Source organism: Bradyrhizobium sp. S3.12.5, assembly GCF_040548225.1.
GTDB lineage: Bacteria > Pseudomonadota > Alphaproteobacteria > Rhizobiales > Xanthobacteraceae > Bradyrhizobium > Bradyrhizobium cytisi.
This window is the reverse complement of sequence record NZ_JBEPRF010000001.1, coordinates 385,421-397,500: the sequence shown is the minus strand read 5'-3', so window position 1 is coordinate 397,500 and position 12,080 is coordinate 385,421. Positions and strand designations below refer to the sequence as shown.

The 12,080-nt window shown below is 61.5% G+C and carries 7 protein-coding genes, 2 tRNA genes and 2 rRNA genes (1 of these 11 cut by a window edge); 4 read left to right on the top strand and 7 right to left on the bottom strand.

Going from position 1 to position 12,080, the window contains the following annotated elements:
* From ABIC09_RS01865 to ABIC09_RS01850, 4 genes are all read right to left on the bottom strand, one after another.
* A 23S ribosomal RNA gene (locus ABIC09_RS01865) occupies positions 1 to 701 on the bottom strand; it reaches 2,172 nt to the left of the window's first position.
* Positions 702 to 1,125: 424 nt separating this feature from the next.
* Positions 1,126 to 1,201: transfer RNA gene (locus ABIC09_RS01860), tRNA-Ala, on the bottom strand.
* Positions 1,202 to 1,234: 33 nt separating this feature from the next.
* A tRNA-Ile gene (locus tag ABIC09_RS01855) sits at positions 1,235 to 1,311 on the bottom strand.
* 186 nt (positions 1,312 to 1,497) lie between these two features.
* A 16S ribosomal RNA gene (locus ABIC09_RS01850) occupies positions 1,498 to 2,986 on the bottom strand.
* The 16S and 23S rRNA genes sit together here with 2 tRNA genes alongside, the layout of an rRNA operon.
* Positions 2,987 to 4,022: 1,036 nt before the next feature.
* On the opposite strand from ABIC09_RS01850, the gene ABIC09_RS01845 reads away from it, so the two are divergent.
* Positions 4,023 to 6,086 (top strand): M23 family metallopeptidase, encoded by a 2,064-nt coding sequence (locus tag ABIC09_RS01845; protein ID WP_148751720.1) that lies wholly within the window; start codon positions 4,023 to 4,025, stop codon positions 6,084 to 6,086.
* A gap of 141 nt (positions 6,087 to 6,227) precedes the next feature.
* On the top strand, positions 6,228 to 6,590 hold the full coding sequence (locus ABIC09_RS01840; protein ID WP_148751719.1) for an SPW repeat protein: 363 nt from the start codon (positions 6,228 to 6,230) through the stop codon (positions 6,588 to 6,590).
* 55 nt (positions 6,591 to 6,645) lie between these two features.
* On the opposite strand, the gene ABIC09_RS01835 is transcribed toward ABIC09_RS01840, so the two are convergent.
* On the bottom strand, positions 6,646 to 7,056 hold the full coding sequence (locus tag ABIC09_RS01835) for a hypothetical protein (RefSeq protein ID WP_354036960.1): 411 nt from the start codon (positions 7,054 to 7,056) through the stop codon (positions 6,646 to 6,648).
* A 188-nt stretch (positions 7,057 to 7,244) separates the two neighbouring features.
* Here ABIC09_RS01835 and ABIC09_RS01830 point away from each other — a divergent pair, with 188 nt between their 5' ends.
* The gene (locus ABIC09_RS01830; RefSeq protein WP_148751717.1) at positions 7,245 to 7,511 is read left to right on the top strand and encodes a hypothetical protein; all 267 of its coding nucleotides are present in this window, start codon (positions 7,245 to 7,247) and stop codon (positions 7,509 to 7,511) included.
* An 86-nt stretch (positions 7,512 to 7,597) separates the two neighbouring features.
* On the opposite strand, the gene clpB is transcribed toward ABIC09_RS01830, so the two are convergent.
* The gene (gene clpB, locus ABIC09_RS01825; protein WP_354108215.1) at positions 7,598 to 10,237 is read right to left on the bottom strand and encodes an ATP-dependent chaperone ClpB; all 2,640 of its coding nucleotides are present in this window, start codon (positions 10,235 to 10,237) and stop codon (positions 7,598 to 7,600) included.
* A gap of 243 nt (positions 10,238 to 10,480) precedes the next feature.
* On the opposite strand from clpB, the gene ABIC09_RS01820 reads away from it, so the two are divergent.
* Positions 10,481 to 11,269, top strand: a complete 789-nt coding sequence (locus ABIC09_RS01820; protein WP_354108214.1) for an MOSC domain-containing protein — start codon at positions 10,481 to 10,483, stop codon at positions 11,267 to 11,269.
* 124 nt (positions 11,270 to 11,393) lie between these two features.
* On the opposite strand, the gene ABIC09_RS01815 is transcribed toward ABIC09_RS01820, so the two are convergent.
* The gene (locus tag ABIC09_RS01815) at positions 11,394 to 12,050 is read right to left on the bottom strand and encodes an NlpC/P60 family protein (protein WP_354108213.1); all 657 of its coding nucleotides are present in this window, start codon (positions 12,048 to 12,050) and stop codon (positions 11,394 to 11,396) included.
* Positions 12,051 to 12,080 lie beyond the last annotated feature (30 nt).

Here is a 12,080-nt window from a genome sequence, read left to right as displayed (position 1 = left end):
AATTAAGTCGCTGGCCCATAATACAAAAGGTACGATGTCACCCAGAACGTATCTTGGGCTCCATCTGTTTGTAGGTGTCCGGTTTCAGGTCTATTTCACTCCCCTCGTCGGGGTGCTTTTCACCTTTCCCTCACGGTACTGGTTCACTATCGGTCGCTGAGGAGTACTTAGGCTTGGAGGGTGGTCCCCCCGCGTTCAGACAGGATTTCACGTGTCCCGCCTTACTCGTGGATACATCATCGCATTACTCGTACGGGGCTATCACCCTCTGAGGCCCAGCTTTCCTGACTGGTTCCGATTGTCTTTGATGTATCACTGGCCTGGTCCGCGTTCGCTCGCCACTACTAACGGAGTCTCTGTTGATGTCCTTTCCTCCAGGTACTTAGATGTTTCAGTTCCCTGGGTTTGCTTGAAACCTCCTATGTATTCAGAAGTCTCATACCTTCTCTTGATAACCGGAAATCCAAAACCTCTTCGATCGAAATCTAAAGGCCAGGAATCTTCCATTATCTGGTCGAACCCCACACCGCAGTCTTTCGACTGAGGTCTTGGAGTTCCGGCTATCGAAGGTGGGTTTCCCCATTCGGAAATCCGCGGATCAAAGCTTCTTCGCAGCTCCCCACGGCTTATCGCAGCGTAGCACGTCCTTCTTCGCCTCTCAGCGCCAAGGCATCCACCGAACACCCTTAAGGCACTTGATTGCTCTCATTATCAATGTCCACACACTCGGCAGAATGTTGTCTGCAGAATTGCCAAGAAACCTAAGTCTCTAAGGCACGCGCCCTCGATGAACGCTATCTGCAGCCGGACAATGATTAGAAAGACCAGCTTGCTTCGTAAGATCGTTCCGATAGCGAGGCGGTCAAGCTTCGCTAAAAGGATCATTTACAACTCGCATGTCTTCCAGACGCGGCCTTGTGAGCCACACTGAAAGGCGCGCGAGCGCCGAAATGATCCGGAGATAATGAAGTCTCGCGCAGAAATCTTCTGCACGATCCAACTCGGATCGATCTCCTCTTTACGATGTCAGAAATCACGCAACCCGCTGTCTATCCAGACTAGCAGGATGCGAAGTGATGTTTCGCGGACGATTTAGGTACACAATTTGTCGGCAATCAAACCATCTGGTGGAGCCAGACGGGATCGAACCGACGACCTCATGCTTGCAAAGCACGCGCTCTCCCAGCTGAGCTATGGCCCCGTAACCAGAAGACGAATGCTTACCCGATGAGTGTGGTGGGCCTGGGAAGACTTGAACTTCCGACCTCACGCTTATCAAGCGCGCGCTCTAACCAACTGAGCTACAAGCCCCTAACGCATATCCCGTCAAGGACCAGGGATCCTGCGCATACAGGCCCAGCGCGTGTTCGTCCGCGAAGAAAGAGAAACGTAGACGGCGAAATCCCGCCAATGCAGCTCAACGATCCTGACGACCGTTGGCCACTGATGTTTCTAAAACGGTTCGATAGAAGCAAGCTTCTGAAGAACCATCCTTAGAAAGGAGGTGATCCAGCCGCAGGTTCCCCTACGGCTACCTTGTTACGACTTCACCCCAGTCGCTGACCCTACCGTGGCCGGCTGCCTCCATTGCTGGTTAGCGCACCGTCTTCAGGTAAAACCAACTCCCATGGTGTGACGGGCGGTGTGTACAAGGCCCGGGAACGTATTCACCGTGGCGTGCTGATCCACGATTACTAGCGATTCCAACTTCATGGGCTCGAGTTGCAGAGCCCAATCCGAACTGAGACGGCTTTTTGAGATTTGCGAAGGGTTGCCCCTTAGCGTCCCATTGTCACCGCCATTGTAGCACGTGTGTAGCCCAGCCCGTAAGGGCCATGAGGACTTGACGTCATCCCCACCTTCCTCGCGGCTTATCACCGGCAGTCTCCTTAGAGTGCTCAACTAAATGGTAGCAACTAAGGACGGGGGTTGCGCTCGTTGCGGGACTTAACCCAACATCTCACGACACGAGCTGACGACAGCCATGCAGCACCTGTGCTCCAGGCTCCGAAGAGAAGGTCACATCTCTGCGACCGGTCCTGGACATGTCAAGGGCTGGTAAGGTTCTGCGCGTTGCGTCGAATTAAACCACATGCTCCACCGCTTGTGCGGGCCCCCGTCAATTCCTTTGAGTTTTAATCTTGCGACCGTACTCCCCAGGCGGAATGCTTAAAGCGTTAGCTGCGCCACTAGTGAGTAAACCCACTAACGGCTGGCATTCATCGTTTACGGCGTGGACTACCAGGGTATCTAATCCTGTTTGCTCCCCACGCTTTCGTGCCTCAGCGTCAGTACCGGGCCAGTGAGCCGCCTTCGCCACTGGTGTTCTTGCGAATATCTACGAATTTCACCTCTACACTCGCAGTTCCACTCACCTCTCCCGGACTCAAGATCTTCAGTATCAAAGGCAGTTCTGGAGTTGAGCTCCAGGATTTCACCCCTGACTTAAAAACCCGCCTACGCACCCTTTACGCCCAGTGATTCCGAGCAACGCTAGCCCCCTTCGTATTACCGCGGCTGCTGGCACGAAGTTAGCCGGGGCTTATTCTTGCGGTACCGTCATTATCTTCCCGCACAAAAGAGCTTTACAACCCTAGGGCCTTCATCACTCACGCGGCATGGCTGGATCAGGGTTGCCCCCATTGTCCAATATTCCCCACTGCTGCCTCCCGTAGGAGTTTGGGCCGTGTCTCAGTCCCAATGTGGCTGATCATCCTCTCAGACCAGCTACTGATCGTCGCCTTGGTAGGCCATTACCCTACCAACTAGCTAATCAGACGCGGGCCAATCTTTCGGCGATAAATCTTTCCCCGTAAGGGCTTATCCGGTATTAGCACAAGTTTCCCTGTGTTGTTCCGAACCAAAAGGTATGTTCCCACGCGTTACTCACCCGTCTGCCGCTGACGTATTGCTACGCCCGCTCGACTTGCATGTGTTAAGCCTGCCGCCAGCGTTCGCTCTGAGCCAGGATCAAACTCTCAAGTTGGACTTGAACTTTGAACCGGCTGATCACAACGTTTGACGAGGTCCCACCATTTTTCATCGACCGAAATCGACGAGCTGCCTGCGATTCACATCGCGGGCAACGATGGTGTACCTTTGAAACGTGTACCGCCGAAGTCTTTCGTCCGGTCCCGATCAGAAAAGCCGAAGCTTTTCAGATGCGAGACCCGCAAGGACTCCGCCGTCCACGTTTCTCTTTCTTCATCTTCACTTGTCAAACAGCCCGGGACCAGGAGGCCCCAACCTTCCAGAGCGGAAGGGTTCCGACACCCTTACCGACGACGAATGAACTCCAACCGATTTGTGTCGGCTGTTGTGCACTCAACAAGGTGAGGAGCATCAGTGGCGCGTTCGCTCGCCTTGGTCAGTGACCCGGCGGCGCCGCGCTCAGTGGTCGGGTTATAGGCCCCCCCGCCCGGGATTGTCAACGCCCATCGTCAACAAATCGTCGCACAGCGGATCGTCGAAAATAATCCAGCGATTCCAGTCGATTAGAGGACCGTGGAAGCGGTGGGGCGAAGTCGCTCGGCAAAAAATCTGAAAAAAGTTTGGCCCCCGAGGGGCTCGGAAGCGGCTCGGGAGATGCTCCGGACGGGGCCCCCGGTGGAAACGCCGCAAGCAGCTTGCGGCGCCCCTCGGCGCAAGGCCCCTGCGCCCGGCCGTTCAGGAAACTTTTTCCGTATTAGGCGCCGTACTAGAGCCACAATCCCGCGGCGTTCTGATAAGAGACAAGCTTGAATCGCGGGATGCCAGTGGGGGCTGCCGGCGATTTTCATGGGGTCCAGAGAAGGCGATCTGATGATGACGCAGCCTTCTTCGGACATTCGAAAGACATCGAGAGATCTTCACCTGCCTTGCTGTTCGTAATTTCGGCCGGGCCCTGATCGGGGCCTACTGAGCGCGAGCACCTGTGCGGCACGGCTTTTTCCGCGATCCCCCCGCAAGAGGGCGACCAGGGAGAGGTTCGAGGCGAAGGGTCTCGGGTCGTTGATTTGGGGACTTGGATTGGGGGACTTGGGTTGAACCAGAGGACGTCGCGCGGCGCTTATGGGCGTGAGACCGGGATCATCGATCTCGGCCACGAGCCGCCGCTGTCCGTCGACGGTTCCGAGGCCGCGGTCATCGATCGCCGTCGCGTCTCGGTGCAATGGTTCAGCGGGACAATTCTGACCGGACTCTGCGGCGCAGCCCTGATCGGCGGCGCCGTTTTCGCATCTCTCGACGGCGAAATGACCTTCGCCAAGGTGCCGGAGCGGGTCGAAGGCGCGCTGCGTGGTGCATTCGGAGCGGCCGATCGCGCCGCCACGCTGCACAAGAGCGACCGCCTGCCGCCGCCGAACGACTCCACCGCTTCGCGCAACATCGTGCGCGTCTCGACGGTCGCCCGCGTCGGCAACCGCGACGTGATGCGCGTGCGTCCCTTCATCCGGATCGCCGGCAATCTGTCGATGACGACGAGCGACCTGTCGGCGAAAATCCCGCCGTTCAACGCGCAGCGCATGCTCACCGACGTCGGCTCCGATCCGAAAACCGCGACCGACGATCCGAACAATCCTGAAGCCGTCGAGCCCGACGCCGAGGTCTCTTTCGTCACCAAGGACCTCTCGCCGGTGCTGCCGAAGGCCAAGATTTCCGCGGTTGTGGCGCTCGACGACATCCTGATGCGGGTGCGCGATGCCGCCAATTGGCGCGGCAATGGCGGGGTCCGCTACGCGTCTCTTGCCAATGCCACCGCCGACATCGCCGGCGCAAGCGGCCCCTCCGACATGAAGATGGCCTACGCCACCGAAGTGTCGCCGTCCGATCCCTATGCCGGCTTCGAGACCCGCGTGGTGCCGGAAAACGTCACGCTGCTGCCGAAGACCAAGGAGCAGATCACCGGCGGCAATCCCAACGGCGAGCGCGTCCATTTGGTCAAGAAGGGCGACACAGTCGCGTCCGTCCTGCGCGACCTCGGCGCCACGGCTGACGAGATCAAATCAATTACTGCGACGCTCGGCCCCCGCGGCCGCGACGGCGGCCTGAAGGAGGGCGAGAAACTTCGCATCCTGATGGCGCCCGCAAGCCCCGGCGCCCGGCTGCAGCCCTATCGCGTCGTCGTCGCCAACGACACCATGGTCGAGGCGATCGCGGCGCTGTCCGATCTCGGCAAATACGTCGCGGTCGACGTCTCCAGCATGAACACCGTCGCGGACGCTGCGGCCAACGCCAACAGCGACGACGATGACGAAGATGACGGCAGCGGCGTGCGGCTCTACCAGAGCATTTACGAGACCGCGATGCGCAATAAAGTTCCGATGCCTGTCATCGACGACATGATCAAGATCTACTCCTACGACGTCGATTTCCAGCGCAAGGTGCAGCCGGGCGACTCGTTCGACGTGTTCTACGCCGGCGAGGACGAGGGCGTGACGGCGACCGACAAGAGCGAGGTGTTGTTCGCCTCGCTCACGGTCGGCGGCGAAACCAAGAAATACTACCGCTATCAGAGCCCCGACGACGGCGTCGTCGACTACTATGACGAGACCGGCAAGAGCGCGAAGAAATTCCTGGTTCGCAAGCCCGTCAACACCGCCATCATGCGCTCCGGCTTCGGCGGTCGCCGCCATCCGATCCTCGGCTATGTGAAGATGCACACCGGCGTCGACTGGGCCACCGCCTACGGCACGCCGATTTTCGCCGCCGGCAACGGCGTGATCGAAAAGGCCCAGCTCGAGGGCGGTTACGGCAAATACGTCCGCATCAAGCACAACAACGGCTACGAGACCGCCTACGGCCACATGTCGGCCTTCGCCAAGGGCATGGAGCCCGGCAAGAAGGTGCGGCAGGGCCAGGTCATCGGCTTCGTCGGCTCGACGGGCCAGTCGACCGGCCCCCACGTCCACTACGAAATTCTCGTCAACAGCCGCTTCGTCGACCCGATGCGCGTGAAGCTGCCGCGCGGCCGTTCGCTCGAAGGCCCGATGCTGTCAGGTTTCGAGAAGGAGCGCGACCGGCTCGACGGCATGATGAGTGGCCGGGGCGGCGCGATCGCCCGCATGTCGGATGCGACGGGTGGGCCGCTCCAGGTTACCAACCGGTAGCCCGCCCGATCGTCAGGGAACCGACCGAAGCCCCAGGCGTCGGCTTCAAAACCTTCCGTTCTGCATTCGATCTGGTTGGAACCCGCCGGGGCCCGGACTGGTTGGTTTCCCACGACAGGCAGGGGCTGAATGGAGGATGTCATGGACAATTGGACGAACGCAAAGCTGTGCGACGTCGCAAACCTGATCCTCGGCGCGTTCCTGTTCTTCTCGCCTTGGATGTTCGGTTTTGGCGCCGGAGCGGCCTCACAGAACGCATACATCGCGGGCATCGTGATTGCGATCCTGGCGATCGCGGCGCTGGCGGCCTTTGCTGTGTGGGAAGAGTGGCTGAATCTGATCGTCGGCCTTTGGACGCTTGTTGCGCCTTGGGTGCTCGGCTTCCAGGGGGCCAAGACGGCAATGACCATCCACATCGTGGTCGGCATCGCAGTCGCCGTGCTTGCCGCCATCGAGCTCTGGATCATGTCACAGAACCCGCCGCGGCTGACCGCAAGCCGCTAGCAAACTGCGCCCCGCCGGCGCCCCACGTGCTGGCGGGGCCACGATCGGAGCGGCGCTACGACAACGCAGCTGCGCGCACGATCACGAAGACGATTCCGATCGCCGTAAGACCAAACGAGACGGCCATGAGCGGCAGCAGGACGTCGATCGCGGCATCGGTGCCGTGAAGCGTTGCACCCCAAACCTTGAAGTCGCCGGCTTCCCAATCATGCAACGAGGGCTGCTGGAGATGCAGCTCATCGGACACCTGGCGCCTCCAGACCCGCGACAATATCCACGGAATCCCCGCCGCGACCAGGAACAACAGGCTGACAAACGCGAGCAACAGGCTGACATCGCTGCTGCGATCGAACAGTACCCAAGCCATCAGCGCGAACCAGGCGACAAGGCCGACGGCGGCACCATAGATCTTTGGATGAAGCTCGTCGAAGGCAGGTCGGTTACGGGAGACAAGATCCTTGTTCATGGCGATACCCCACGCTCGCGGGATTCGCCGGGAACCCATGGCAAATGCCTTTGCAGCCGACAGGAACAATCGGACGCGACGTCGGTCAACTCCGACGCCGGATTGGTGCGTCCAACGGCGAATCCATGTGGGGCAACCTGCGCCGGTCGCAGCAGTTTCATTAAATATCACCAAGAGGAGGACAATCCATGCAGCGCCTCTCACGTGACGACGTGGTCAAGGCCGTCAGCAGAGCTGATGACGTCACGATTGCACAGATCATCGGAACCGGCGCGACAGTCGAGGAGCTTGCCGAGGCCCAGGCTTGGCTCGCCAACGACGAGCCCATGATCAACGACCTCCGTCCGTTGGCACAGGGCCGGGTGCGCGAGCTCGTGGATATCCTTTCGGAGCTCGAGCAGGAAGGCGACGAGGAAGGTCCGGCCGATCCCGGCTCTGCGTCCGCAGTCAGTTAGCAAGCCGGCCGGGCTGACCAAAACAATTCGCCCCGGAGAAGCATGGCCTCTCCAGGGCGCTTTCCGTTCTGCCGTGATCGCGACGATCAGTTCAGCTTGCGCTTCGGTACCGGCGCCTCGAACCGGGCGATCTCGGCGGTTTGCGACGCCTTGCCGTTGAAGGTCAGCACGTTGCCTTCGGACGAGATCGCGACCGTATCGCCATCCCGGACGTCGCCGGCCAGGATCATCTCGGCGAGCGGATCCTGGAGATAGCGCTGCACCACCCGCTTCAGCGGGCGAGCCCCGTAGGCGGGATCCCAGCCCTTGGCCGCGAGCCAGTCGCGCCCCGAAGCGTCGAGCGTCAGCACGATCTTGCGATCGGTCAGCAGCTTCTGCAGCCGCGCGAACTGGATCTCGACGATCCGGCCCATCTCGCTCCTCTGCAGGCGGTGGAACAGGATGATCTCGTCGACGCGGTTCAGGAACTCGGGGCGGAAATGTGCCCGGACCATCCCCATCACCTGCTCACGCACGGCAGAGGTGTCTTCGCCCTCGGGTTGATTCACCAAAAATTCCGAACCGAGGTTCGAGGTCATGATGATCAGCGTGTTGCGGAAATCGACGGTACGGCCCTGGCCATCGGTCAGGCGGCCGTCATCGAGCACCTGCAACAGGACGTTGAAGACGTCCGGATGCGCTTTCTCGATCTCGTCGAACAGCACGACCTGATAAGGCCGGCGCCGCACCGCTTCGGTGAGCGCGCCGCCCTCGTCGTAACCGACATAGCCCGGAGGCGCGCCGATCAGCCGCGAGACCGAGTGCTTCTCCATGTATTCGGACATGTCGAGGCGGACCATCGCGGTCTCGTCGTTGAAGAGATACTCGGCGAGCGCCTTGGTCAGCTCAGTCTTGCCGACGCCGGTGGGACCTAAGAACATGAACGAGCCGGTCGGCCGGTTCGGATCCTGCAGGCCTGCGCGCGAACGTCGCACGGCGGTCGCGACCGCACGCACGGCCTCGGCTTGGCCGACGACACGCTGTCCGAGCTGCTCCTCCATCCTCAGGAGCTTCTCCTTCTCGCCCTCCAGCATCTTGTCGACGGGCACGCCGGTCCAGCGCGAGACCACCTGCGCGATGTGGTTGGCGGTAACAGCCTCCTCCATCATTTCGCCGGAGCCTTCACGCGCCTCGATCTCGGCGAGCTGCTTCTCGAGCTGCGGGATCCGGCCATAGGCCAGCTCGCCAGCCTTCTGGAATTCGCCGCGCCGCTGCGCGTCGGCGAGATCCACGCGCAGCGCGTCCAGCTCGGACTTGAGCTTCTGGGCGTCGGAGAGCTTGCTCTTTTCGGCGCTCCAACGCGCGGTCAGCGACGCAGATTTCTCCTCAAGGTCGGCGAGCTCCTTCTGGAGCGTTTCGAGACGCGACTTGGAGCCGAGGTCGGTTTCCTTCTTGAGCGCCTCCTGCTCGATCTTGAGCCGGATGATCTCGCGGTCCAGCGAATCCAGCTCTTCCGGCTTGGAATCAATCTGCATCTTCAGCCGCGCGGCCGCCTCGTCCACGAGGTCGATCGCCTTGTCCGGCAGGAAGCGGTCGGTGATGTAGCGGTTGGACAGCGTCGTCGCGGCCACGAGTGCGGAATCGGTGATCCGCACGCCGTGGTGCTGCTCGTACTTGTCCTTCAGGCCGCGCAGGATCGAGATCGTGTCCTCGACCGAGGGCTCGCTGACGAAGATCGGCTGGAAACGCCGCGCCAGCGCCGCATCCTTCTCGACATGCTTGCGGTACTCGTCGAGCGTGGTCGCGCCGATGCAGTGCAGCTCGCCGCGCGCAAGCGCAGGCTTGAGCAGGTTGGAGGCGTCCATCGCGCCATCGCCCTTGCCTGCGCCGATCAGCGTGTGCATCTCGTCGATGAACAGGACGAAATTGCCGTCGCTCCCAGTGACCTCCTGGAGCACGGCCTTCAGCCGCTCCTCGAACTCGCCGCGGTATTTCGCACCCGCAATCAGCGCGCCCAAATCGAGCGACAGCAGCCTCTTGTCCTTGAGGCTCTCGGGCACGTCGCCATTGACGATGCGCAGCGCGAGGCCCTCGGCGATGGCGGTCTTGCCGACGCCGGGCTCGCCGATCAGGACGGGATTGTTCTTGGTCCGGCGCGACAGCACCTGGATGGTGCGGCGGATCTCCTCGTCGCGGCCGATGACCGGGTCGAGCTTGCCGTCGCGCGCAGCCTGGGTCAGGTCGCGGGCATATTTCTTCAGCGCGTCATAGGCGTTCTCGGCGGTCGCGCTGTCGGCCGTGCGGCCCTTGCGCAGCGCCTCGATCGCGGCATTGAGATTTTGCGGAGTGACGCCGCCCTTGGCGAGGATTGTGCCGGCCTCACTGGTCTTCTCCAGTGCGAGACCGAGCAAGAGCCGCTCGACGGTGACGAAGCTGTCGCCGGCCTTCTCGCCGGCCTTTTCGGCCGCATCGAAAGTGCGAGCGAGCTCGGGCGCCAGATAGATCTGGCCGGCACCGCCGCCACTGACCTTCGGCACCTTGTTGAGGGCGTCCTCGGTCGCCTTCAGAATCGCGCGGGAATTGCCGCCGGCGCGGTCGATCAGACCGGCAGCCAGCCCTTCATTGTCGTCCAGCAGCACCTTCAGGACGTGCAGGGTTGAAAACTGCTGGTGGCCTTCGCGCACCGCAAGCGACTGCGCGGACTGGACGAAGCCCCTGGAGCGTTCAGTATACTTCTCGATATTCATGGTCTTTTCTTTCCCTCGGCCTGCCCCTGGGGCCCTCTAAGGCACCCCAAACGGCATCTTCATTGGGTTTCCGCTTGATACGTTGACGTTCCTCAACGCATCAGCGGTCGTTATCAGCCGACGCTGGCGCCGGCCTGACCCAGATGTGGGAAGCGTGCCCTCGGATCGGAAGAGGAACGTTCACAATTTCGTGCGCTGATCGGCCGGCTTGGCGGGCACGGAGCGAATCCCCTAAGTAGGCCTATGACAACCAGCCAGACTGCCGAAATCACCGGCCTCTATCGCTACCCGATCAAGGGCCTGACGCCGGAATCCCTGGCCCGGGTCCCGTTGCGGACCGGCCAGACCCTCCCCGCCGACCGCCGCTACGCCATCGAGAACGGCCCGAGCGGGTTCGACCCGAAGGCTCCGGAGTGGAAGCCGAAAATCCAGTTTCTGATGCTGGCCCGCAATGAGCGGCTGGCGTCCCTCGACAGCCGTTTCGAGGACGCGACCAACAGCCTTACCATCCGCAAGGACGGCCGGATCGTCGCCAGCGGCGATCTCGAGAGCGCGGCGGGGCGCGCCGCCATCGAGGACTACTTCACGGAGAATTTCCAGCCGGAGCTGAAGGGTCCGCCCAAGGTGCTGTCCGGCCACGGCCACAGCTTTTCCGACGTCGCCCGCAAGGTCGTCTCCATCATCAATCTCAACAGCGTTCGCGCCATCGAGACCATGCTCGGCGGTACTGCCGTCAATCCCCTGCGCTTCCGCGCCAATCTTTACGTGAAGGGCTGGCCGGCGTGGTCCGAGCTCGACCTGGTCGGAGAGACGCTTGCGATCGGGCAGGCCCGGCTAAAGGTGGTCAAGCGCATCAAGCGCTGCGCCGCCACCGATGTCGACCCCGAGACCGCACAGCGCGATCTCGAAATTCCGCCCACGCTCTCGCGCAATCTCGGCCACATGGATTGCGGCATCTATGCCGAGGTGATCGCTGACGGCGAGATCGGCGTGGGTGATAAGGTTGTCGTGGAAGAGCCGAAGCTGGTGTGAGCTAGCACCGCTGCCGTAGGGTGGGCAAAGCGAAAGCGTGCCCACCATTCCGGTTCTCAGACTTTGAGACATCGCTGGTGGGCACGGCGCTTGCGCGCCTTTGCCCACCCTACGCACCGTCGCCTCAATTCGGCATCACATACGCATAGATCCGGCCGCGCGAGATCGGCGCCTCGCGGACGCGGTTGCCGTTGTTGCCGGAGATCATGATCGGATTCCCCTGCGCGTCGACGCCGGTGATGATGCCGACATGACCGCCGCCGCGCCGCCCCATCACCGCGATGGCGCCGACCTGCGGACCGGAGACACGCGTGCCGTAATGCGCGAACGAATTCGCCATGTCGGAGCCGGTGCCCTGATGGCCGGTGTGCTGCAGCACCATGTTCATGAAGCGCGCGCACCACAAGCTGCCGCGACCGGTCGGATTGCCGCCGATGTAGCGGCGCGCCTCGGAGACGAGACCCGACCCGCCACCGAAGCCACTGCTTGCAGCCATGCCGTTATTGGCCATGCCGCCGCTATTGGCGTTGGGATGGTAGCTAGCCTGCGTGTCGGCAAAGCCGCTCGCCTGCAACTGCGCCGCGCTGCGCTCGAAGCGCGAGCTGCGTACATCGTGGCGATAGTGATGATGTCTGGCGTGATGCACGTAGGCGTGCCGCTCTGCGCTATGACGATGATGCGGCCGCGCTGAGGCCGGAGACGACACTGCGGCGACCGCCGCGAAGAAAAGCGCCAGCGCGACAACACAACGCGACAGGCGAGACGCAAACAACTCGAACATTCTTCATCCTTCGTTGACACCCCCACTTCC

What these genes read in the sequence shown, in the direction of transcription:
- ABIC09_RS01840 (WP_148751719.1), top strand. Translation starts at nt 6,228, where the DNA reads ATGGACAATTGGACGAACGCAAAGCTGTGCGACGTCGCAAACCTGATC.
- ABIC09_RS01830 (WP_148751717.1), top strand. Translation starts at nt 7,245, where the DNA reads ATGCAGCGCCTCTCACGTGACGACGTGGTCAAGGCCGTCAGCAGAGCT.
- ABIC09_RS01820 (WP_354108214.1), top strand. Translation starts at nt 10,481, where the DNA reads ATGACAACCAGCCAGACTGCCGAAATCACCGGCCTCTATCGCTACCCG.
- ABIC09_RS01815 (WP_354108213.1), bottom strand. Translation starts at nt 12,050, where the DNA reads ATGTTCGAGTTGTTTGCGTCTCGCCTGTCGCGTTGTGTTGTCGCGCTG.
- ABIC09_RS01835 (WP_354036960.1), bottom strand. Translation starts at nt 7,056, where the DNA reads ATGAACAAGGATCTTGTCTCCCGTAACCGACCTGCCTTCGACGAGCTT.
- clpB (WP_354108215.1), bottom strand. Translation starts at nt 10,237, where the DNA reads ATGAATATCGAGAAGTATACTGAACGCTCCAGGGGCTTCGTCCAGTCC.